This window comes from Ectothiorhodospira sp. 9100 (assembly GCF_022227565.1).
Lineage (GTDB): Bacteria > Pseudomonadota > Gammaproteobacteria > Ectothiorhodospirales > Ectothiorhodospiraceae > Ectothiorhodospira > Ectothiorhodospira marina.
This window is the reverse complement of the sequence record NZ_JAJNAN010000016.1, coordinates 43,964-65,902: the sequence shown is the minus strand read 5'-3', so window position 1 is coordinate 65,902 and position 21,939 is coordinate 43,964. Positions and strand designations below refer to the sequence as shown.

Below are 21,939 nucleotides of genomic sequence, written 5' to 3'. Positions count from 1 at the left end.
CTGGGGATGAGGGGGAGGCGGCGGGCCTGGAGCCCAAATGTTATCCTCCACACTTTTGAATGGCACCCCTCCATGACGGACCGCATCGTCACCCCCGCAGCCACCCCCACCGACGACGAGGCACTGGAGCGATCCATTCGCCCCCAGCGGCTTGCCGATTATGAAGGCCAGCCCGTGGCGCGGGAGCAGATGGAGATTTTCATCTCAGCCACCCGAGCGCGGCAGGAGGCTCTGGACCATGTGCTCATTTTCGGTCCGCCGGGTCTGGGCAAGACCACCCTGTCCCATATCATCGCCCAGGAACTGGGGGTGAACCTGCGCCAGACCTCAGGCCCTGTGCTGGAACGCCCCGGTGACCTGGCCGCACTGCTCACCAACCTGGAACCGCGGGACGTGCTGTTCGTGGACGAGATTCATCGCCTCTCCCCGGTGGTGGAGGAGGTACTCTATCCGGCCATGGAGGACTTCCAGCTGGATATCGTCATCGGCGAGGGGCCGGCAGCCCGGTCCATCAAGATCGACCTGCCGCCGTTCACCCTGGTGGGGGCCACCACCCGAGCGGGGTTGCTGACCTCCCCCCTGCGTGATCGTTTCGGGATCGTGCAGCGCCTGGAGTTCTATGCCACCGAGGATCTGGCGCGCATCGTGACCCGCGCCGCAGGCATCCTGGGGGCGCAACTGGATGCCACCGGGGCCCTGGAGATCGCCCGCCGCGCCCGGGGTACACCGCGCATCGCCAATCGGCTGTTGCGCCGGGTGCGTGACTACGCCCAGATCAAGGCGGATGGCGTGATCACCGCAACGGTGGCTGATCAGGCCCTCAAGATGCTCAATGTGGACGCCAACGGCTTCGATGCCCAGGACCGGCGCCTGCTGATGGCGGTGATCGAAAAATTCGACGGCGGGCCGGTGGGCGTGGATAGTCTGTCGGCCGCCATCGGTGAGGAGCGGGGCACCATAGAGGATGTGCTCGAGCCCTATCTGATCCAGCAGGGTTTTTTGATGCGTACCACCCGGGGACGCATGGCCACCAGCCATGCCTATCGTCATTTTGGCCTGCGTGTGCCCGTGGCCCTGGAGGCACGCAGCGCCCAGCCTGATCTGCTCGATACGTTCGAGGCTCCTGCCGATGGTGAGCCGAACGCCTCCTGAAATTGATTCTCCACCTCAAAATGTGAACTGCTCTCGTGTCCCGATCCTCTCAAAACAGCACAATATCTCCGGCCTTTCAGTGGCCCGTGCGCGTCTATTATGAAGACACCGACGCGGGCGGCGTGGTGTTCTACGCCAACTACCTCAAATTCATGGAACGGTCCCGCACCGAGTGGCTGCGTGAGTTGGGCTTCGAGCAGCAACGGCTGATGGAGGCACAGGGCGTGATGTTTGCCGTGCGCAGTGCCCAGCTGGATTACCTGCGTCCGGCCATACTGGATGACGCCCTGATCATCACCTCCCAGGTGGTCGAGCAGCGCCGGGCCAGCCTTCGGATCCATCATGAGGTCTGGCGGGGTAGTGAGGGCGACGCCCCGGAACTGTTATGCCGCGGCGAGGTCAAGATTGCCTGTCTGGATGCCAGGCAGTTCACCCCCCGTCCGATTCCTGACACCCTTGCCGCCCTCATGCATGCCGGAGGCCCGCAGTGAGCCTTGATCTGTCCCTTTATCGCCTGATCCTGGAGGCCAGCCTGATTGTCCAGGTGGTGATGCTCATCCTGGTGCTAGCCTCGGTTTTTTCCTGGATGATCATTGCCCTCAAGTGGCGAGTGTTGCGGGAGGCGCGTCGGGAGGCGGACGCGTTCGAGGAGCGTTTCTGGTCTGGAGCGGACCTGTCCCGGCTTTATGAGGATTTGCGTCGCAAGGAGGCAGTGGCCGGGTTGGAGCATGTGTTTGCCGTGGGGTTCAAGGAGTTCCTGCGGGGGCGTCGCCTGGCGCGGGATGCCGCCGGTGGCGCCTTGGTGGCGGCCAGCACCCAGCGCTCCATGCGGGTGGCCGTTTCCCGTGAAGTCGACAATCTGGAGAGCTATCTCACCTTCCTGGCGACGGTGGGATCCACCAGCCCGTACATCGGGCTGTTCGGCACCGTGTGGGGCATCATGCATGCCTTTATTGGTCTGTCGGGTGTGCAGCAGGCCACCCTGGCCATGGTGGCCCCGGGGATTGCCGAGGCCTTGATCGCCACCGCTCTGGGTTTGTTCGCCGCCATCCCGGCGGTGATTGCCTATAACAGCTACTCCGCGGACATCGACCGTCTCATGGCCCGCTATGAGAACTTTTCGGAGGAACTCTCAGCCCTATTGCAGCGCCAGTTGGGAGCCGGCACGCAGGAGATGGGGGAGGCGCCCGCCTGATGGCCGAGAGGATCTCGCCGCGGCGGCGCCGCCGCTCCATGTCCCAGATCAACGTCGTGCCCTTCATCGACGTGATGCTGGTGCTGCTCATCATCTTCATGGTCACCGCGCCCCTGTTGCAACAGGGGGTGGAGGTGGATCTGCCCCAGGCCGATGCCGAGGCCCTGGACCCGACCCCCGAGCAGGGTGAGCCCATCGTCGTGACCGTTTCCCGGGACGGCCGGATGACCCTGAATCAGGGGCCCCGGGTGGGTGAGGCGCTGGAGCGGGATGAGTTGCGAGGCATTGTCGGCGATCTGCTCAGTCAGCAGCCGGGCACGGATGTTTTTGTGCGCGGTGACCGTTTCGTGGATTATGGTCGGGTCGTGGATGCCATGATCAGCGTTCAGGCCGCGGGGGCCGGGCGTGTGGGGCTGATCACCGATCCAGCCGAACAGGACGGTTGATGGCATGTGGTCATTGCTGACGGGGCATCGCCGCCTGTTCGTGTGGGTGCTGTCCATCCATGTACTGTTGTTTCTGGTGCTGGGGGTGAACCTGCACTTCAAGGCCAGTGCCGACCCCACCGCCCGTGGCAAACAGGCTCAGGTGGAGGTGGTGGAAGCGGTGGCGATGGATGGTGAGACTTTCGACCGTGCCCGGCAGGCTCGGGAAGAGGCACGGGAGGAAGCGCTGCGACAGGCCAGGGAGCAGATCGAGGCCGAGCGCCGTCGTGAGGAGGAAGCACGGCGCCAGGAGGCGGAGCGTCGTGCCCAGGCCGAACAGGCGCGACGCGAGGCAGAACAACGTGCCCAGGCGGAACGGGAACGTGCCGAGGCCGAACGGCAGGCCAGGGAGCAGCGCCAGCGTGAAGAGGCGGAACGCCAGGCCCGTGAACAACGGGAGCGTGAAGAGGCAGAGCGCCGTGCCCAGGCGCAGCGTGAACGTGAAGAGGCGGAACGCCGCGCCGAGGAAGCACGCCGGCAGGCCGAGGAAGCGCGCCTCCGGGAGCGGATGGAAGCGGAGCAACGGCGCCTGGAGCAGGCCGAGGCCGAACGCCAGCGTGCTGCCCGGCAACGGGAGCTGGACCGACAACAGAGTGAATATGCAGCAGCGATCCGCTCTGCCGTGCAACGCCACTGGCGACGCCCTGACGGGCATCGCTCCGGGCAGAGCGCAGTGGTGTTCGTCCGTCAGTCGCCCGGTGGTTTCATCCAGCAGGTGAGGGTGGAACAATGCACGGGAAACGCCATGTTCTGTGAATCGGTGGAGCGCGCCGTGCGTCTGGCCGAGCCGCTGCCGTCGCCACCAGACCCGGATCTGTTTGCCCGGGAGATCCGTTTCACCTTTGAACCGAGTTGACCAGTATCTTGAGTATCATGGTGCATCTTTTGAGTTCACCTTCAAGGCCATGCTCCGGCGCCGTGCCCGAATAAAACAGAGTCAACCTGATGAAACCACTCAAAACACTCTTCCTCCTGCTCCTGCTCACGCTCCCCCTGGTCGCCCAGGGCGCCCTGGAGATCCGTATCACCCAGGGGGTGGAGGGTGCCATGCCCGTGGCCATCGTACCCTTCGCCTGGGACGGGGAAACCTCGCGCCCTCCAGAGGATGTGGCCGGCATCATCGCCGCCAATCTCAACCGCACTGGCCGCTTCAGTCCCCTCGACCAGGAAGAGATGCCCCAGCGCCCCCGCGCGGCCGACGAGGTGAGCTTTGCCACCTGGCGTGATCAGGGCAGTGAATACCTGGTGATTGGTCGCGTTCAGGAGGCCGATGGCGACCGCTACGCCGTGCGCTTCCAGCTCTTCGGTGTGGCCTCAGGGCGCCAGCTCACCGGCTACAGCATCCCCGTGGAGCGCAGTCATCTGCGCCGCGCCGCGCATATGGTCAGCGACATCATTTATGAGCGCCTCACCGGCGATCGTGGCGCCTTTGATACCCAGGTGGCCTATGTGAGCCTCACCCGACAGGACGGGGATTTGCGCTACGCCCTGCAGGTGGCCGATGCCGACGGTCACAATCCCAAAACGGTCTTTAGTTCCAGCGAGCCGATTCTGTCTCCCGCCTGGTCGCCGGATGGCCGCCGCATTGCCTATGTCTCATTCGAGAACCGACGCTCCGAGATCTACATCCAGGATCTGGACGGCGGCGACCGCACCCGTGTGGCCAGCCATGAGGGCATCAACAGTGCGCCGGCCTGGTCGCCGGACGGCCGCCGCCTGGCGCTGACGCTGTCCAGGGAAGGTCAGCCGGATATCCATGTATTGAATCTGGCTGACCAGTCTCTGACCCGGGTGACTCAGCATCGCGCTATCGATACTGAACCCACCTGGATGCCCGATGGCCGTTCCATCGTCTTCACTTCCGACCGGGCCGGTCAGCCCCAGCTCTACGAGGTGTCTGTCCGGGGAGGAGCGGCCCGGCGCCTCACCTTCGAAGGGCGCTACAATGGCGGGGCCGACATCTCGCCGGACGGTCGTCGCCTGGTCATGGTGCATGGTGCCGGTAGCCGTTTCCGCATTGGCCTGCTGGACCGCGAATCGCGGCTGTTCCGCACGCTGACCGACAGCGGTATGGATGAGTCCCCCAGTTTCGCTCCCAATGGCAGCATGATCATCTACGCCACCTCGGAGGGCGGTCGCGGGGTACTGGCGGCGGTCAGTGATGACGGCCGCGTCCATCAGCGTCTGGTGCTGGAAGAAGGCGAGGTCCGTGAACCTGCCTGGTCACCCTTTCTTGATTGAACTCACGTTTTACGCATCCTTTACCGAGGTCATACCCCATGCTGAATACCCTTGTCAGGCTTCAGGCCGTGAAGATTCTTTTGGTGCTGGTGGTGGTGGGCACCCTGGGCGCTTGCGCCACCGCCGACCGGCATCCCGCGGGTAGCCCCGCCGATGAGTGGCCGGGTGGGATGGATCGGGATGCCCGCACACCCGGCAGCCTGGACCCGGATGTGGAAGCACGTCCCCTGGGCCGGGATGGTCGCCCCCTGGCTCAAGCCCTGGACGACCCGGATAGCCCCCTCTCTACTCGCGTGATCTATTTCGAGTTCGACCGCGATACGGTGCGTTCCGAGTTCGTGGATGTGATTGCTGCCCACGGCGACTACCTGTCTCGTCACAGTGAGGCCCGCGTGCGCCTGGAGGGACATACTGACGAACGTGGTACCCGGGAGTACAACCTGAGCCTGGGCGAGCGCCGGGCCCAGTCCGTGCGCCGCATGCTCATGCTGCAGGGGGCGCGTGATGAGCAGATTCAGGTGGTCAGCTATGGCGAGGAAATGCCGGCGGAACTGGGCAGCAATGAAGAGGCCTGGGAGCAAAACCGCCGCGTGGAGATTGTCCATGAGGGTGGCCGATGATGTCGGGTCGCCTCTTTCCTTTTCTTGTGTTCGGTGCCCTGCTGGTGGGAGGTGTGTCGGGCCCCGCGCATGCCCAGGACCGGTTGGCGCAACTGGAAGAGCGCTTGGAGCGTCTGGAACGCATCCTGGAAAATCAGGCGCTCATGGAGATGCTCAATCGCGTGGACAGCATGGATCGGGACCTGCGCGAGTTGCGGGGCGAGTCGGACGCCCTGCGCCATGAACTGGAAACAGTGAAGACGCGCCAACGGGATCTCTACCTGGATGTGGACCAGCGGCTGGAGCAGCTGGAGCAGGCCAGCTCCAGCCGGCAGGACAGCGAGGCATCGCCGGAATCCGAAGCACGATCAGGGCAGCAGAGGTTGGTAGACCCTCAGGATGCCGGCGATGATCGTCAGGCCTATCAGGATGCCTTCAACCTCCTGCGGGAGGGGCGGCATCGTCGCTCCATTGAAGCCTTTCAGTCGTTTCTGGAGCGTTATCCCGACAGCCCCTTGGCTGCCAATGCGCAATACTGGCTGGCCGAAGCCTTTTACGTGACCCGGGACTTTGAACAGGCCCTCCAGGAATTTTCCAGGGTGCTTGAAGAGTATCCCGACAGTAATAAGGGGGCCGATGCCCAGTTGAAGAAGGGGTTCACGCATTTTGAACTACAGCAATGGGAGGCTGCTCGCGAACAACTCACCCAGGTGAGGGATGAGCACCCCGGCACCACCGTGGCACGCTTGGCGGAACAGCGCCTGGCTCGCCTGGCTGAGCGCTCCGACTAAGCCCGGATGGCCTCCAAGGCTGCACCCCACCCCGTGGGAGCGGCCCTCGGCCGCGAACAGCGGAGCCACCGGCGCCTTTGGCGTCGCCGGTGGCTTCAGTACCTCCAGTGCCACCGACTTCTAAAATGGACACACCCACCTCCCCATCCGCGAACCCAGCCCTCCCCGGCTTGAGGATCACCGAGATCTTCCTCTCACTTCAGGGGGAGTCCCGCAGTGTGGGCTGGCCCACCGTGTTCGTCAGGCTCACCGGCTGCCCGCTGCGCTGCGACTACTGCGACACTGCCTATGCCTTCACCGGGGGAGAAGTCCTGCCGCTGGCGGACATCCTCAAGAAGGTGCAGGCCTACGGGGTTCGCCATGTCTGCGTGACCGGCGGCGAGCCTCTGGCTCAGCCCGCCTGCCTCCATCTGCTGCGTGCCCTGTGCGATGCCGGCCATGAAGTCTCCCTGGAGACCAGCGGTGCCCTGGACGTTTCCGCCGTGGACCCCCGGGTCATCAAGGTGATAGACCTCAAGACCCCGGGTTCCGGCGAGGCTGCCCGCAACCGCTGGGACAACCTCGTCCACCTGTCGAGCAAGGATCAGGTCAAGTTCGTGATCTGCGATCGGGCGGATTACGATTGGGCGTGTGAGGTGCTCGCCCGTGATGGTCTCACCGACCGGGTAGAAGTCCTGTTCTCCGTCGCCTTCGGGGATCTGGCCCCGGGCACCCTGGCGGACTGGATCGTGCAAGACCGCCTGCCGGTGCGTTTCCAGTTGCAGCTCCACAAGGTCCTCTGGGACGATGCCCGCGGCAGATGACACAAAGCCCCTCTACCGCCTCATCCCCGCCAGCGAAGCAGGTGTGTGCGAGCCCCTCTCCCGCTGGCGGGAGAGGGGTTGGGGTGAGGGTGGGGGCGGTGGGTACGGCAGCAAAAAAAGATCGAGGAAATCATCATGAAAAACGCCGTCGTCCTCCTCTCCGGAGGTATGGACTCTGCCACTGTTCTGGCCCTGGCCCGCGCCAAGGGCTTTGACTGCCATTGTCTGAGCTTTCGCTATGGTCAGCGTCATCACGCCGAACTGGTGGCCGCTGCCGAGCTGGCGCAATCCCTGGGTGCCGCCGACCATCGGGTCGTGGACCTTAATCTGGGGCTCTTCGGTGGCTCAGCCCTCACTGATCAGGCCATACAGGTGCCCGATGCCCCCTCCGATGGCATTCCCGTCACCTATGTGCCCGCCCGGAACACCGTCTTTCTGTCCATTGCTCTGGCCTGGGCCGAGGTGCTCGATGCCCGGGACATCTTCATCGGCGTCAATGCCGTGGACTATTCCGGTTACCCCGACTGTCGCCCCGAGTTTATCCAGGCCTTCGAGACCATGGCCAACCTGGCCACCAAGGCCGGGGTGGGCGGCGATCAGTGCCATATACGCACGCCGCTGATTGACCTGACCAAGGCCGAGATCATCCGTCAGGGCGTTGAGGCCGGTGTGGACTTCGCCCGAACCGTTTCCTGCTATAGCGCTGACGATCAAGGCCGGGCCTGTGGCGTATGCGACGCCTGTCGCCTCCGTGCCCGGGGCTTTGCCGAGGTCGGCCTGCCTGACACCACCCGCTACCGCCCCTGATCAGCCTCCCCAAGCCCTATTGATCCGCCCATTCAAAACACTGAATGGGTACGATCAGGCCCATTGTTGCAGAATGTCAAAACATGACAAGAAAAGTCCGGGCCTTCAGGCCCAAGGACATGGGCGCACAGACGTCCGACGCCATCTGCAGGAGGAGATAACATGGTATTCGAGAGCTTTACCACGGCCGCGGCTGTGGTGCTGACATCCATTTTTGTGCTCGCCTTCATCTTCGGTGCGGTCGCCAACAAGACCAACTTCTGCACCATGGGTGCCGTCTCCGACTGGGTCAACATGGGTGACCTGGGCCGCATGCGGGCCTGGCTGCTGGCCATTGCCGTGGCGATGCTGGGGGTGATCCTCTTCGAGATTTTCGGCATGGTGAATGCCGATGGGGCCTTCCCCCCCTACCGATCACCTCAGTTCCGCTGGATCGAGCACCTGCTGGGCGGCCTGATGTTCGGCATTGGCATGAGCCTGGCCAGTGGCTGTGGCAACAAGATCCTGGTGCGGGTGGGCGGCGGCAACATCAAGTCCATCATGGTGCTTCTGGTCATCGCCGTGATCGCCTACTTCATGGTGAATCCCTTCCCGGGTACCTCTCATACCCTGTATTCCACCCTGTTCTACCCATGGATGAACCCCCTGGCCATCAACCTGGGTAACCAGCAGGATCTGGGTTCCCTGGTGGCAGGTACCGAGCACGGCGCCATCGCCCGCCTGATCATAGGTCTCATCCTGGCGGCAGGCCTCCTGTTCTTCATCTTCAAGAGCCCTGATTTTCGCCGGAGTTTCGATAACATCCTAGGCGGCGCGGTGATCGGGCTGATGGTGGTGGGGGCCTGGTACGTGACCAGTCAGGCCATGATCGACGATGGCTTTGGTGGCCAGAACACCCTGAGTGCGTATGTTCAGGATTGGGATTTCCTGGCAGATGATCCGGACGCTCGACCCGCCGAGGCTGCCCCCTGGTCGGCTCAGTCCTTCACCTTCATCAACCCCATGGGTCAGAGTCTGCGCTATGTGGGCAGCGGTTTTGATTCGGCGGTACTCTATATCGGCGTCATGGCGCTGGTTGGAGTCATCGTGGGTTCCCTGTTCTGGGCGTTGGTCACCAAGGCATTCCGTATCGAGTGGTTTGCCTCGGTGAGGGATTTCCTCAATCACTTCGTCGGTGCCATTCTGATGGCCTTTGGCGGGGTGCTGGCCATGGGGTGCACCATCGGCCAGGGTATCACCGGCATCTCCGCCCTGGCCCTGGGCGGTTTTCTCACCTTTGCCAGCATCGTCTTCGGCGCCGCCCTGACCATGAAGATCCAGTATTACAAGATGCTCCATGAAGATGAAGCCAGCTTTGGTAAGGCCTTCGTCACCAGTCTGGTGGACATGCGCCTGCTCCCGGGGAAATTGAGGAAGCTGGAAGCCATGTGACCTCCGACACCCTCCAAGCCCTTGCAATGCCCAAAAACTTCAGTACAATACGTGCCCTTTCCGGCCCCCTGCCGGAGTGCATGATCCCTTTCCCGGAACATCAGTTCATGGGTCGTTAGCTCAGCTGGTAGAGCAGTGGACTTTTAATCCATTGGTCGTAGGTTCGAATCCTACACGACCCACCACATTGAAAACGAAGAAAGGGGACAGATTTATTTTCCCGCCAGGAAGGCGGGAAAATAAATCTGTCCCCTTTTTTCTTTTTTCGCTTTAACTCAGTGATCCAGCTTCTTGTCGGTGAATAGCCACTCGCGCAATTCCTTGTCGAATGTCGGGTCGCGTCGACGAATCCATTCCAGGACCATGGCGGCGTGCTCTTTTTCCTCATCGGCATTGTGCTGAAGGATGGAACGGAGCTCGGTATCCTTGCAGGCATCGACGCGCTGGTTGTACCAGTCCACGGCTTCCAGCTCTTCCATTAGCGACACGATGGCCCTGTGCATGTCGCGGGTCTCGTCGCTGAGTTCGTCAATGGGCTCATGATAGCCTTCGTTCGCCATGCCTTTGCTCCGGTGTTTGCATTGTGGTCTCGGGCCTCAATACTACAGACATTCGCCGCCGGTTTAACCCCGTGTTAGTGGGCTGCGACTCCGTTCCCCCGGGCTGGAAGGAGGTATCGGCCTCCTCCTCTGGGTGAGGCAAATAGGAAGGGTGTGAAAATGGGCGGTGTAACGGATAATGTGCGCCCGGAATACATCAATGGAGCCTCACCTTGGATCTTTTCCAGACCTTGATCCTCGCCCTGGTACAGGGCCTGACGGAATTTTTACCCATCTCCAGTGCGGCCCACCTGATCCTGGTGCCCGAACTCACTGCCTGGGAGGACCAGGGGCTGACCTTCGATGTGGCCACCCATGTGGGTAGCCTGACGGCCGTGATCCTCTACTTCCGGGTGGAATTGCGCCGCATGGCAAGCCACTGGGCTGGGTCGCTGGTGGGTCGGGGGTTCACCCCGGATGCCAAGCTGGCCTGGGCCGTGGGGTTGGGCACCATCCCGGCGGGGCTGGCCGGACTCCTTTTCCATGATGTGATCGCCACCCACCTGCGATCGGTGGAAGTGATCATCTTCACGACCATCGCCTTCGGCCTACTGCTGGGGCTCGCGGACTGGCGCGGGCGCCGCCTCCGGGATGAATATCAGATTGGCTGGGTGGATGTACTGGTCATCGGTCTGGCCCAGGCCCTGGCGCTGATCCCCGGGGTGTCCCGCTCCGGTGTCACCATGACCGCCGCCCTGTTCATGGGCTTCAACCGTCAGGCGGCGGCCCGCTACTCCTTCCTGCTCTCCATTCCCATCATCGCCCTGGCGGGTGGCTATGAGACCTGGGGACTCATCCAGGCCCCGGAGGACAACGTCGCCTGGTCGATGATCCTGATCGGTGCCCTGGTGGCCGGCATCAGCGCCTATCTGTGCATTCACCTGTTCCTCAAGCTGCTGGCCCGGATGAGCTTCCTGCCCTTCGTCGTTTATCGGTTGCTGCTGGGGGCATTCCTGATCTTCATGTTCTGGTAGGTCCTGTTCGGGAGGGGGGCATGGCCGATGGGTTCCACTATGTGAGCAACCGCCTGAGGTTTCTGGTGGTCTTGACCTTTCATGCCTATCGCTATACCCAGACCGGCCGGGCCACCGATGGGGTGTATCTGGACCGGCGGAGTCTGTGGCTGTCCGCCACCTACGACTTCTGATTTGAAGCGGGCAGGTCCCTGTGGGAGCGGCCCTCGGCCGCGAAAGCCCTGGCCTGAAAGTGCCCGGCTGCGACATTCGCCGGCAGGCCGACTCCCACGGGATACCGCGATACCCACCCGCCAGGCCATCGACCCCGGACACCCCGCCCGGGCCGTTCGCGAACGGCCCCTACGAGGGAGGGGTATACGCCGGTGCGGCAATGGGAGACCGAGGGCAGGTTGTGTCTTGATCTGATCGGCTGAGGGGAATGCGGTGGATGAGGCATTTGCCTGATCACGTTATCATGGTGGGGTTTTTCTGATCCCATTGATGGAACCCCGCATGAACCAATCCAAGGTCGAAGTGATTCAGGACGGCGCCCGGGTCTCCTGGCCGGGCGTGACCACCTCGCTGGGGGTCCTGATGCTGTTCATCCTCATGGTCTCGGTGACCTGGCCTCGGATCGAGTACTGGATTTCAGGTATGGGGACCATCCAGATCGGCCTTCTTGCCAGTCTGGTGGCCGGGCTATTCACCGCCGTGGGGGCCATCCCCATCTTCTTCCTGCGCCGCATCCCCCAGTCGGTGGAGGATGCCATGATGGGATTCGGGGCTGGAGTGATGCTTGCGGCCACCGCCTTTGAACTGGTGCTCCCCGCCGTGGAGGGTGCCGAGGCTCAGTATGGTGCCGTGGGCATGGCGATCCTGGTGCTGGCGGTGGGCATGGGGCTGGGCGGTGGGTTCCTGCTGTTGCTGCATCGGCTGGTGCCCCATGAGCACTTCATGATCGGCCCCCAGAGCGGCGCGGATCCCATGAAGATTCGCCGTGTTTACCTGTTCATCTTTGCCATTGCCCTGCATAACCTGCCCGAAGGGCTGGCAGTGGGGGTCGGTTTTGGTGGCGACGTGAATGACGGCATGACCCTGGCCTTCGCCATCGGCCTGCAGAACATGCCCGAGGGTCTGGTGGTGGCCATTGCCCTCTTGTCGCTGGGGTACAGCAAGATCACGGCCTTTGGGGTTACCCTGTTGACCGGGTTGGTGCAGCCGCTCGGTGGGCTGATGGGCGCCACGGCCGTGGCGGTGGTGGAGTCACTGCTGCCCTGGGGACTGGCCTTTGCCGCAGGTGCCATGCTCTTCGTGATCAGCCACGAGATCATCCCCGAATCCCACCGCAAGGGGCACGAGGCCAAGGCGACGCTGGGCGTGCTGATCGGCTTCATTGCCCTCATCGCCATTGATCTGGCGTTGGGGTAGGCATATCAGGTTCTGTTGGCGCCATGCCAAGGAACCGTGCCTCCCCTGGTCCTGGATGCTATCGGGTAGCCGGCGGTGAAATGCGTTCCATCAGGTAACACAGGCAGTCCTGGTGGATGATGTTCTCATCCAGGGTGAGCATGGAGGGCATGACCCGGCGCGTGAGCACCAGGCGGTCGCGGACGGTATCGAAGTATCGGGAGGTGACGTCCGCGCCTTGCTCGTCGCGGGCGACCAGGTGCGCAAGGTGGGCTGAATTGACCTTGGCCAGCACGGTGCCCGAGGGCAGTTCCCGGAAGTTCATGTGATCCAGATCCGGGGCAAAGTTCAGGTCCGCATCGCCTTGCGTGAAACTGATGCTCACCGAGTCGCGAACCTTCACCTGTGCCACGGTGTGGAACAGATCCAGGTCATGATGGGCCACTGGAGAGTCGGGGATCTCCGCCAGGTTCAGACAGGCGCGGAGGTAATCGCGGGCGTGCTCGATGCCATGGGTGTCCTCCGGCTTGCCGCACTCCAGAGTGACCGCCGGACAATGGGCGGCCAAAGCCATGGACTGCACCCCCCGGGGGCGGATGAAGTAGACCACGGTCCGGCTAAACAGCGTGGCCAGTTGCAGAAAGCAGTGGTCTAGCCGATTGACGCAGGCGTAATGAGGGTTCAGTCCGGTATTGTTGTGTACATCAATGCTGGCGAACAGCGGCCCTTGGGTGAGGGTCTCCACCACCTGACGCATCAAGGCGGTCTCCGGGCAGTCCGGGTGGTCCGTACCCGGCCAGACCCGGTTGAAGTCCGGTTGATCCGGCAGGTGGCGTGCGCCTTCGGCGGCTGCCTGCACATTGCCCACGAAGAGGTAGAGGGAGCGGGGCAGTCCGGATGGGGGCAGGTCCCGCAACAGGGCTTGAACGGCCTGCAGGCCCACGGGTTCATTACCGTGCAACAGAACGGAAATGAACAGCGGCGGCTCACGTCGACCCTTGAGGTGAATCAGGGTGGGTTCTGGCAGCAGTTCATGGATTCGCCCGGGTGGGGTCTGCGTGAAGCCTTCGGGGAGAGTGTTGCGATACCTGAGCATGAGATCGCCGTTACGGCAGGGGCCATTGGTGGATCGGTTCATCGGTCATCTGCTGGAGGCGGTAGGCCCGGGTCAGGCCCGCCATGTCCGGGCCATGGGTCTTGACCCAGGCCCTTTGCCAGTGGCTGCCGGTGGCGCGGGCCTGAACCCGCTCCGCAACCACTTCCAGATAGTGGTGAGCGTCTGCCTGGGTCACGCCCAGATGCTGCAGGCCGCGGCGTGCCCGGGGCAGCAGGTCCTGCAGGATCAGTTCCCGGGCGCTGATGCGCTCCTTTGAATCCCAATGCAGTTGTGACTCCAGGCCGTGCCGGGCAGCCAGGTAGAAGTTGTCCTTGGCAGTGGCAAAGTCGATCAGGCCCTCGGCGCCCCCGGCGGTACTCACCAGATCCTCCACCAGCCCGTAAAAGAAGGCCGCGTTGGCGATGCTGTCCGTGAGTGTGGGGCCGGCGGGCACGACGCGGTGTTCGATACGGATATGGGGTCTACCGCTGGGACCAAAGCCGATCAATGGGCGGTTCCAGCGCCAGATGGTGCCATTGTGCAGGCGCAGGTGGGCAAAGGTTTCCGGTGGCGTATCGCCGCACATGGGCAGCAGCGGGGGGAAGTGGTCCAGGTTTTCCTGGAAGCACTCCATGATGGACTCACGGGCATAGTCTGAGCCAAAGCTTACCCGGCGCATGGGGCCGCGCGCGGCATCCTGATAGCCCCCGACCTCCACCGCCTGTTCAAATACCGGGATGCGGGTCTCTTCCCATAAATCCTTGCCGAACAGGTAGGGCGCATTGGCGCTCAGCGCCACCATGGGGGCCGAGACGGCGATGGCGGCGTTGTACACTCGGTGGGCCGCTTCCAGAGGGGTTTGCAGGTGGATCTGAAACGAGGTGGTGGCGGCCTCGAGCATCACGTCCTTGTGGTCATGCTCCAGATGTTCCCGGCCATTGATATCCAGGTGTACCGGCCTGTCCTCGCGGGACCGGAAGACCTGTCGATTCAGGGCCCGGTAGCGTTTCATGGCGGACATGTTCTTCAGGCACAAATCCTGGGGCATCAGGGTGGGCAGGATGCCGATCATGAGGAAATGGGCGTCCAGGGATTCGGCAGTGTCGCAGGCGCGTTCCCAGGTGGTACGGATCTCCTGGTGCAGAGTGGTCAGCACCCGATGGCGGAGTGGGTGGGCCTGGGTATTGAGTTCCACATTGAAGCTGGCCAGTTCCGGGGTGGCCATGGGGTCGTCGAAACGGGCCAGGAAGCGCTCATTGAGGCTGGCGGGGGATTCGTCAGCATTCACGAGCCAGGCCTCGATTTCGAACCCGGCCATGGGATGGCCGCTGCCGAAGTCACCCCGGGCAGCCATCTCCCGGGCCAGGCGCGTCTCCTCGGCCACGCGTTTCCGGAAACGCTCGGTATCACGGGGGGTGAAGCGTGTGTTGTCGATTTCCTGGCCCACGGGCATGACCGGACGGGAGACTTCCCTGATCGTGCTTGAAGGGCGGGTCCAGGTCAATCCAACCCGGATGGGGCGTGTTCAGTTATCGGGCGGGTCGTACTGGGATTCCAGTAAATCGCACCACGCCTTTTCATGATGTTCCATGAATTGCAGCAGTTCATGGCGAAATTGCAGGATATCCTTCTCGAAGGCAGCGAAGCCCTCGCCACCGTCCAGAACCTGCAGGCTGCGTTCCACATGCAGCAGGGTGTCACGCAGGTTCAGGCTTGCAGCCATGGCCCCCTTCACTCGCTCCCGGGGCTGGGGGATCCAGCGACGGTCGCGGGTGAGGGAGGCCAGATGCTCACCCAGTTCCAGCCAGCGCTTGCGCAGGCGGGGCAGGGTGCCGATCTTCGAGGTCTTGAGATCCCCCCAGAGGCTGGTCTCCATCAGGGCCAGCCACTGGGCACGCAGGCGCTTGACCGTGGTCGGGTCGAACTCGAACGAGGCCTCGACGGTGCGTGGGTCCAAAACGGCGCCTAGAAGCCGTCGGTGGAGGTGAACAGGCCCACGCGCAGATCCTTGGCGGTGTAGATCAGGCGGCCGTCCACAAAGACCTGGCCATCCGCAATGCCCAGCACCAGTTTACGGGTGATCACACGCTTGACGTCCACCTGGTAGTCCACCTTGCCGGCTGAGGGCAGCACCTGACCCGTGAATTTCACTTCGCCCACGCCCAGAGCCCGGCCGCGGCCCGGGTTGCCGATCCAGGCCAGGTAAAAGCCCACCAACTGCCACATGGCATCCAGGCCCAGGCAGCCCGGCATCACCGGGTCGCCCGGGAAGTGGCAGCCGAAGAACCACAGATCCGGATTGATATCCAGCTCGGCGCGCATCTCTCCCTTGCCATAGGCCCCGCCTTCGTCGCTGATATGGGTGACCCGATCCATCATGAGCATGTTGGGCACAGGCAGTTGGGCATTGCCCGGGCCGAACATCTCGCCGTGGCCGCATTGGAGGAGTTCGTCGCGCTCGTAGCTGTTTTTTCGCATGTGGAATTGGTCGGTCCAGTAAGGAGCCGCCTATTGGACCGGATTCGGTGGGGTGGCACAAGCCCCGAGCCGGCAGCGAACAAAAGGACACGCGGTAACCTGATGGGATCAGGGTGGCGACGGAAAGCCCGTTCCATTAGGATTCAGCCGGTGATATTCAAGAATGAACGCCCGGCCCGTCAAGAGACGACCCGGCCGGGGTTGAGTATGCCTGCCCCCCGAGGGGCAGGCGGCCTGCGCCCCCGCTGACCGGATCCCTGGATCCCGACGGGCGGGGAAGGTTTATGTTCAGGGGTTCAGGGGAAGTCATGAATCTTGCGTTGATCGTGATGCTGCCGTTTCTCGGAGCACTCCTGCCGGGTCTGATGATCCGGTCGGGCCGTAATGCCTGTGCAACCGCCACGGCGTCGGTGACCGTGCTCGCCTTGGGGCTGCTGCTGGTGCATGCCCCGGCCGTGCTGCAGGGCGAGACGATCAAGGCCGGTTGGGACTGGCTGCCGGGGCTGGGCCTCAATGTCAATTTCTTCCTGGACGGTCTGGGCTTGCTGTTTGCGGGGCTGATCCTGGGTATCGGCTTGCTGATCATCATTTACGCCCGTTTCTACCTGTCCGAAAAGGACCCCATGGGCCTGTTCTACACCTACCTGCTGCTCTTTCAGGGCGCCATGGTGGGGGTGGTACTGTCAGACAATATCCTGCTGCTTCTCATCTTCTGGGAGCTGACCAGTCTCTCGTCATTTCTGCTGATCGGTTATTGGAAGCATCTGCCCGAGGGGCGTCAGGGAGCAAGAATGGCGCTGGCGGTCACGGGGGGCGGCGGTCTGGCCATGATCGCGGGGATGCTGATCCTGGGGAATATTGCCGGCTCCTACGAGCTTTCCGTCATTCTCGGCGAGGTGGAAAAGATCCAGGCCTCACCCCTCTATCTACCCGCTCTGGTGCTGATTCTGATCGGGTGCTTTTCCAAAAGCGCGCAGTTCCCATTTCATTTCTGGCTGCCCCATGCCATGGCGGCGCCCACACCGGTGTCTGCCTATCTGCATTCGGCCACCATGGTCAAGGCGGGGGTCTTCCTGCTGGCCCGTCTTTGGCCGGTCCTGGCAGGTACCGATGCATGGTTCTATCTGGTCACCACCACCGGCTTGTTCACCATGGTTCTCGCGGCGGGGATTGCCCTGTTCAAGGATGATCTCAAGGGCCTGCTGGCCTATTCCACGGTGAGTCATCTGGGGCTGGTGACCATGCTCTTCGGGCTGGGTACCCCCATGGCCGCGGCGGCCGGTGTTTTTCACATCATCAATCACGCCACCTTCAAGGCTGCGCTCTTCATGAGTGCGGGCATTGTCGATCATGAGGCGGGGACGCGGCATATTCCCCGCTTGGGCGGCCTGATGCACTTGATGCCCATTACAGCCACCCTGGCGATGCTGGCGGCGGCCTCCATGGCGGGTGTGCCCTTGCTGAATGGTTTCCTGTCAAAGGAAATGATGCTGGAACAGACGACGCATGCCCAATGGGCCGGTCTGCCCTGGCTGATCCCGTTTGCGGCGACGTTGGGCGCGTTACTTTCCGTGGCCTACTCGCTGCGTTACGTGGTGCATGTCTTCATGGGGCCCAAGCGGACGGACTATCCAGCCAAGCCTCATGATCCCAGGCCGGGTTTCTGGCTGCCGCCGGCCATTCTGGTGCTGCTGGTGGTTCTTATCGGGCTCTTTCCCGAGGTGATGGCGGGTCCGCTGGTTCGGGCTGCGGGGGCGGCCGTCACGGCGGGGGCCCTCCCTGAGTTGCATCTTGCCATCTGGCATGGAGTGAATAGCGCGCTGGTGATGTCGATGCTGGCGCTGGCGGGTGGCCTGGTCGTGATCCTTCGATACCCTGAGGTATGGGCTCGCTGGCGGGCGGGTCCCCACCCCGAGGCCAAGTCCATATACGATGCGGTACTGGCCCGGGTGGTCAAACTGACCCAGTTCGGGATTCACTCAGCGCACAATGGCTCGTTACAGCGCTATCTGGCCCTCATGGTCATCGCGTCCATTGTGCTGGGTTACGTGGGCTTCACATCGGCGGAGCATGTTGCAGGGCAACGCGAGACCCTGGTGTTTTCTCCCTTGGCTCTGGTGCTGTGGGTGGTCCTGGCCGGCGCCTGCTGGCTCCTGGTGACCCGGCATCGGCAGCGCCTGCTTGCGGTGGTGGCGGTGAGTGTGGTGGGGCTGATCGTCTCCGTCGGGTTTCTCTATTTTTCCGCGCCCGATCTGGCTCTTACCCAGATCTCCGTGGAAGTGGTCACCACGGTTCTGATGCTGCTGGCTTTGTACTTCCTGCCCAAACGCACGCCCGTGGAGAGTTCTCCGGTGCGAAGGGGCCGGGATGGGGTGCTGGCTGCGCTGGCTGGTCTGGGTGTGGGCGGCTTGTGCTGGGCTGTCCTGACCCGGGATTTCTCCACTCTCTCCGGTTATTACCTGGAACAATCCGTACCTGGTGGGGGCGGTACCAATGTGGTCAACGTCATCCTGGTGGATTTCCGTGGTTTTGATACCTTCGGCGAGATCATCGTGCTCGGGATTGCCGCCCTGGCAATCTATGCCCTGCTCGATGGCGCCTTGCGGGGACCTGCCGGGGCACGCCTGGAGGCCTGGCAGCCGGATATGCCTCGCGCGGCGGACCGCCACCCGATGATGATGGTGGTGGCCACGCGGGTAATGTTGCCCTTGGCCCTGATGGTCGGCGTGTTTATCCTCTTGCGCGGCCACAACATGCCCGGGGGCGGCTTCATCGCCGGTCTGGTGGTGTCCATCGCCCTGATCATGCAGTACATGGCCAGTGGTTTTCAGTGGGCCGCATCCAAGATGCGGGTCGATTACGACGCGCTGATCGGGCTGGGCATTCTGCTGGCGGGTGCCACGGGCATTGCGGCCATGGTCACGGACCATCCGTTCCTGACTTCTGCCCACGACTACGTTTACCCGCCTCTGATCGGGAAAGTGGAGCTGGCCAGTGCCATGGCCTTTGACGTGGGGGTATTCCTGACCGTGGTGGGGGCCGTGATGCTGGCCTTGGCGCAGGTGTCACGACTCGGGCTGGTGGCAGGGCATGAGCCGGCCAACATCAGCCCCATGGATGTGGATCCCTCCACATCGACCCAGGATCAGCGGGGCACTCGCTGAGATTCTGCCCTGGGCCTGACCCCGGGTAACCGAAAAGCTGAGATTGAGAGAGCGTGATCAATGGAGTTTCTCGTGGCCAGTGCGGTCGGGCTGATGACGGGTGCCGGTGTGTACCTGGTGCTTCGTGCGCGCACCTTTCCTGTGGTGTTGGGGCTTGCCCTGATCACCTACGCGGTGAATGTCTTTCTCTTTACCATGGGTCGCCTGGCGGTCAACCTGCCCGCGGTGATCAGTGACGATGCGGCCGGCTATGCCGATCCCTTGCCACAGGCCCTGGTGCTGACGGCCATCGTGATCTCGTTCGGCATGACGGCTGTGGTGGTGGTCATGGCCTTGCGGGCCTACCTTGAGGGGGATACCGATCACGTGGATCTGGCCGATCCGGACTCTGGGGACGAGGGGGATCGCTCATGAATCACTGGATCATCCTGCCGATTCTGTTGCCGGCGATCGTGGCGCCGATGCTGGTGCTCGCGGTGCGCCACGATGTGGTGCTGGCACGTGTCTTCTCACTGGCATCCGCCGTGTTGCTGGTGCTGGTGGCCGGTATCCTTTTGGGCCTGGCGGTGAATGGGGGCCCCCACATATACGCCCTGGGCAACTGGGCCCCACCCTTCGGCATTGTCCTCGTGCTGGATCGCCTGTCGGCGCTGATGCTTCTGTTGACTTCCTTCCTGGCGGTGGGCGCCCTGCTTTTCGCCATGGGAGGAACGGATAAGCGTGGTCGCCACTTCCATGCCCTGTTCCAGCTGCAACTCATGGGCGTGAATGGGGCCTTTTTGACCGGAGATCTTTTCAACCTGTTCGTCTTCTTCGAGGTCCTCCTGATTGCCTCCTACGGATTGATGGTGCATGGCGGAGGGAGTCAGCGCCTGCGGGCTGGTGTGCAGTATGTGGTGGTCAATCTGGTGGGCTCCTCCCTGTTCCTGATCGCGGTGGGGCTGATCTACGGCGTGACCGGCACCCTGAACATGGCTGACCTGGCCGTGAAGGTGGCTACGTTGGAGGCGGGTGATCAGGCATTGCTGCAGACCGGAGGGCTGTTGCTGTTGCTTGTGTTTGCCATCAAGGCGGCCATGGTGCCGGTACAGTTCTGGCTGCCGGGTACCTATGCCCTGGCACCCGCGCCTGTGGCGGCCCTGTTTGCCATCATGACCAAGGTGGGAGCCTACTGCATCATAAGGGTGCACGGTCTGGTGTTTGGTGAGGAGGCAGGCGAAGTCGCTCATCTGATTCATGACTGGCTCTTGCCGGCGGCCCTGATCACCCTCATGGTCGGCATGACCGGTGTACTGGCCTCTCGCCGATTGGGGCAGATGACGAGTTTTGCCGTCATTGGCTCCATGGGCATGATTATGGTGCCTGTGGCTCTGTATACCCACGAGGCCCTGTCCGCGGCCCTTTACTACCTGGTCCATTCGACCCTGGCCGCAGGGGCCTTGTTCCTGATCGTGGGCCTGGTGGCGGAGCGCCGGGGGAGTCTGCAGGATCGGCTCGTGGTGGGGCCGGTGTTCGCGCAGTCGGGGTTGCTTGCTGCGGGGTTTTTCATGGCCGCGGTGGCCATGGCCGGCTTGCCTCCCTTGTCAGGGTTTTTGGGCAAGCTCCTCATACTGGACGCGGCGCGGGATGTGGATGCCAATGTCTGGATCTGGACTGCGATTCTGGCCTCTTCCTTCCTGGCCATTGTGGGCTTTGCGCGGGGGGGCAGTACGCTGTTCTGGAAACCATCCGCCACGGAACGTGAGTTTGATGTCGTTCATGAAGCGGACGGGGGTGCCTTGCCCTTCGTGGCGGTCGGCATACTCCTGGCCGGCCTGGTGATGTGGACGGTTCTCGCCGGGCCGGCCACGCATTACCTGGACGCTACCGCAACACAATTGCTTGACCGACAGCGCTATATTGATGCGGTGTTGAATTGAGCCGGATGGTTGAAGGGGAGAGGATTGATGGTGCCTGAAAAACAAAGCCAGAACTTCCGCCAGCGCTGGTTGCCCCACCCCCTGCTGACGTTGACGCTGGTGGTGGTCTGGATGCTGCTGCTCAACAGCTTCACGTTGGGCGGATTTCTCCTGGGCACCGTTCTTGGGGTGTTGATTCCCATTGCAACCAGCCATTTCTGGCCGGGGCGCCCCCTTTTGCGGGCTTATGGAAAGATGATGGCTTTCCTGGGTATCGCGCTCTGGGACGTGTTGGTGGCAAACGTGATGGTGGCCCGTCTGATCCTGTTCAGAAGGCCGGAGAGTCTGGCCACGCGCTGGGTTGCCATGCCACTGGAGTTGCGTTCCCCTGAGGCGATCACGTTGCTGGCAGGGACGATTTCCCTCACGCCGGGCACCGTGAGCAGTGATCTTTCCGCTGATGGCCGAACTTTGCTGGTGCATTGTCTGGACGCACCCGATGCGGAGGTGGCCGTGCGGGATATGAAATCGCGTTACGAGGCGAGACTCATGGAGATCTTCCCATGATTGAATATGCTTTGATTTTTGGCTTCTTTGCCGTCTCGGTGGCGCTGCTGATGAATCTATGGCGTCTGATTCAGGGGCCCACGGTGGTGGATCGTCTGCTGGCCGTGGACACCATGGTCATCAATGTCATTGCCTTGATCATTCTTCAGGGGATGTATCAGCGCACCACCCTGTATTTTGAGGCCGCCCTGCTACTGGCCATGTTCGGGTTCGTCTCCACCGTGGCCTACTGCCGATTTTTGTTGCGCGGCGACGTGATTGAGTGACCGG

The 21,939-nt window shown here is 62.7% G+C and carries 24 protein-coding genes and 1 tRNA gene; 20 read left to right on the top strand and 5 right to left on the bottom strand.

The genetic code is table 11. The features are described from left to right. Window positions 1-72 precede the first annotated feature (72 nt). The 12 genes from ruvB to LPW29_RS07175 all read left to right on the top strand — a co-directional run bounded on the left by ruvB (window position 73) and on the right by LPW29_RS07175 (window position 9,689). Window positions 73-1,152, top strand: a complete 1,080-nt coding sequence (gene ruvB, locus LPW29_RS07230; RefSeq protein ID WP_238627450.1) for a Holliday junction branch migration DNA helicase RuvB — start codon at window positions 73-75, stop codon at window positions 1,150-1,152. An 86-nt stretch (window positions 1,153-1,238) separates the two neighbouring features. Continuing rightward, window positions 1,239-1,643, top strand: a complete 405-nt coding sequence (ybgC, locus tag LPW29_RS07225) for a tol-pal system-associated acyl-CoA thioesterase (protein ID WP_238627449.1) — start codon at window positions 1,239-1,241, stop codon at window positions 1,641-1,643. Continuing rightward, window positions 1,640-2,347: a protein TolQ gene (gene tolQ, locus LPW29_RS07220; RefSeq protein ID WP_238627448.1), complete on the top strand. Its 708-nt coding sequence runs from the start codon at window positions 1,640-1,642 to the stop codon at window positions 2,345-2,347. Before ybgC ends, tolQ begins: the two co-directional genes overlap by 4 nt. Next, window positions 2,347-2,793: a protein TolR gene (tolR, locus tag LPW29_RS07215; RefSeq protein ID WP_238627447.1), complete on the top strand. Its 447-nt coding sequence runs from the start codon at window positions 2,347-2,349 to the stop codon at window positions 2,791-2,793. The genes tolQ and tolR overlap by 1 nt, the downstream gene beginning before the upstream one ends. Window positions 2,794-2,797: 4 nt before the next feature. After that, window positions 2,798-3,688, top strand: a complete 891-nt coding sequence (gene tolA / locus LPW29_RS07210) for a cell envelope integrity protein TolA (RefSeq protein ID WP_238627446.1) — start codon at window positions 2,798-2,800, stop codon at window positions 3,686-3,688. Between the two features lie 89 nt (window positions 3,689-3,777). Further along, window positions 3,778-5,073: a Tol-Pal system beta propeller repeat protein TolB gene (gene tolB, locus LPW29_RS07205; RefSeq protein ID WP_238627445.1), complete on the top strand. Its 1,296-nt coding sequence runs from the start codon at window positions 3,778-3,780 to the stop codon at window positions 5,071-5,073. A gap of 38 nt (window positions 5,074-5,111) precedes the next feature. After that, complete coding sequence (pal, locus tag LPW29_RS07200) at window positions 5,112-5,693, top strand: peptidoglycan-associated lipoprotein Pal (RefSeq protein WP_238627444.1); 582 nt, start codon at window positions 5,112-5,114, stop codon at window positions 5,691-5,693. Continuing rightward, a complete protein-coding gene (gene ybgF, locus LPW29_RS07195) occupies window positions 5,690-6,463 on the top strand; it encodes a tol-pal system protein YbgF (protein ID WP_238627443.1) in 774 nt (257 codons plus the stop codon). Before pal ends, ybgF begins: the two co-directional genes overlap by 4 nt. A 125-nt stretch (window positions 6,464-6,588) precedes the next feature. After that, entirely contained in the window at window positions 6,589-7,266 is a 678-nt protein-coding gene (gene queE, locus LPW29_RS07190) for a 7-carboxy-7-deazaguanine synthase QueE (RefSeq protein ID WP_238627442.1), read from the top strand. 129 nt (window positions 7,267-7,395) lie between these two features. Continuing rightward, a complete protein-coding gene (gene queC / locus LPW29_RS07185) occupies window positions 7,396-8,073 on the top strand; it encodes a 7-cyano-7-deazaguanine synthase QueC (RefSeq protein ID WP_370642809.1) in 678 nt (225 codons plus the stop codon). A gap of 162 nt (window positions 8,074-8,235) precedes the next feature. After that, window positions 8,236-9,504: a YeeE/YedE family protein gene (locus LPW29_RS07180; protein WP_238627440.1), complete on the top strand. Its 1,269-nt coding sequence runs from the start codon at window positions 8,236-8,238 to the stop codon at window positions 9,502-9,504. Between the two features lie 109 nt (window positions 9,505-9,613). After that, window positions 9,614-9,689: transfer RNA gene (locus LPW29_RS07175), tRNA-Lys, on the top strand. A gap of 90 nt (window positions 9,690-9,779) precedes the next feature. On the opposite strand, the gene LPW29_RS07170 is transcribed toward LPW29_RS07175, so the two are convergent. Continuing rightward, window positions 9,780-10,064 carry an encapsulin-associated ferritin-like protein gene (locus LPW29_RS07170; protein WP_090250964.1) on the bottom strand — a complete coding sequence of 95 codons (285 nt, stop codon included), beginning with the start codon at window positions 10,062-10,064 and terminating at the stop codon, window positions 9,780-9,782. A 212-nt stretch (window positions 10,065-10,276) separates the two neighbouring features. Here LPW29_RS07170 and LPW29_RS07165 point away from each other — a divergent pair, with 212 nt between their 5' ends. From LPW29_RS07165 to LPW29_RS07155, 3 genes are all read left to right on the top strand, one after another. After that, the gene (locus LPW29_RS07165; protein WP_090250967.1) at window positions 10,277-11,077 is read left to right on the top strand and encodes an undecaprenyl-diphosphate phosphatase; all 801 of its coding nucleotides are present in this window, start codon (window positions 10,277-10,279) and stop codon (window positions 11,075-11,077) included. Between the two features lie 20 nt (window positions 11,078-11,097). Beyond that, window positions 11,098-11,250 carry a hypothetical protein gene (locus LPW29_RS07160; RefSeq protein ID WP_238627439.1) on the top strand — a complete coding sequence of 51 codons (153 nt, stop codon included), beginning with the start codon at window positions 11,098-11,100 and terminating at the stop codon, window positions 11,248-11,250. Between the two features lie 322 nt (window positions 11,251-11,572). Beyond that, the gene (locus LPW29_RS07155; RefSeq protein WP_238627438.1) at window positions 11,573-12,487 is read left to right on the top strand and encodes a ZIP family metal transporter; all 915 of its coding nucleotides are present in this window, start codon (window positions 11,573-11,575) and stop codon (window positions 12,485-12,487) included. A 58-nt stretch (window positions 12,488-12,545) separates the two neighbouring features. Here LPW29_RS07155 and LPW29_RS07150 read toward each other — a convergent pair whose 3' ends face one another. The 4 genes from LPW29_RS07150 to fabA all read right to left on the bottom strand — a co-directional run bounded on the left by LPW29_RS07150 (window position 12,546) and on the right by fabA (window position 16,040). Next, window positions 12,546-13,562: a M14 family metallopeptidase gene (locus LPW29_RS07150; RefSeq protein WP_238627455.1), complete on the bottom strand. Its 1,017-nt coding sequence runs from the start codon at window positions 13,560-13,562 to the stop codon at window positions 12,546-12,548. 10 nt (window positions 13,563-13,572) lie between these two features. Further along, window positions 13,573-15,015, bottom strand: coding sequence for a glutamate--cysteine ligase (locus LPW29_RS07145; RefSeq protein ID WP_255705675.1), 1,443 nt, complete (start codon window positions 15,013-15,015; stop codon window positions 13,573-13,575). Between the two features lie 72 nt (window positions 15,016-15,087). Next, window positions 15,088-15,519 carry a hypothetical protein gene (locus LPW29_RS07140; protein WP_238627436.1) on the bottom strand — a complete coding sequence of 144 codons (432 nt, stop codon included), beginning with the start codon at window positions 15,517-15,519 and terminating at the stop codon, window positions 15,088-15,090. Between the two features lie 8 nt (window positions 15,520-15,527). Next, entirely contained in the window at window positions 15,528-16,040 is a 513-nt protein-coding gene (gene fabA / locus LPW29_RS07135; RefSeq protein ID WP_090250972.1) for a 3-hydroxyacyl-[acyl-carrier-protein] dehydratase FabA, read from the bottom strand. Window positions 16,041-16,348: 308 nt separating this feature from the next. Between fabA and LPW29_RS07130 the strand changes: the two genes are divergently transcribed. From LPW29_RS07130 to LPW29_RS07110, 5 genes are read left to right on the top strand one after another with little or no spacing between them, the layout of a single operon-like run. After that, a complete protein-coding gene (locus LPW29_RS07130; protein WP_238627435.1) occupies window positions 16,349-19,204 on the top strand; it encodes a monovalent cation/H+ antiporter subunit A in 2,856 nt (951 codons plus the stop codon). A gap of 60 nt (window positions 19,205-19,264) precedes the next feature. After that, window positions 19,265-19,618 (top strand): Na+/H+ antiporter subunit C, encoded by a 354-nt coding sequence (locus tag LPW29_RS07125; RefSeq protein WP_090250977.1) that lies wholly within the window; start codon window positions 19,265-19,267, stop codon window positions 19,616-19,618. Next, window positions 19,615-21,123 carry a monovalent cation/H+ antiporter subunit D gene (locus LPW29_RS07120; RefSeq protein ID WP_238627434.1) on the top strand — a complete coding sequence of 503 codons (1,509 nt, stop codon included), beginning with the start codon at window positions 19,615-19,617 and terminating at the stop codon, window positions 21,121-21,123. Before LPW29_RS07125 ends, LPW29_RS07120 begins: the two co-directional genes overlap by 4 nt. Before the next feature lie 27 nt (window positions 21,124-21,150). Further along, on the top strand, window positions 21,151-21,669 hold the full coding sequence (locus LPW29_RS07115) for a Na+/H+ antiporter subunit E (RefSeq protein ID WP_090250982.1): 519 nt from the start codon (window positions 21,151-21,153) through the stop codon (window positions 21,667-21,669). Beyond that, window positions 21,666-21,935: a K+/H+ antiporter subunit F gene (locus tag LPW29_RS07110; protein WP_090250985.1), complete on the top strand. Its 270-nt coding sequence runs from the start codon at window positions 21,666-21,668 to the stop codon at window positions 21,933-21,935. The genes LPW29_RS07115 and LPW29_RS07110 overlap by 4 nt, the downstream gene beginning before the upstream one ends. Window positions 21,936-21,939 lie beyond the last annotated feature (4 nt).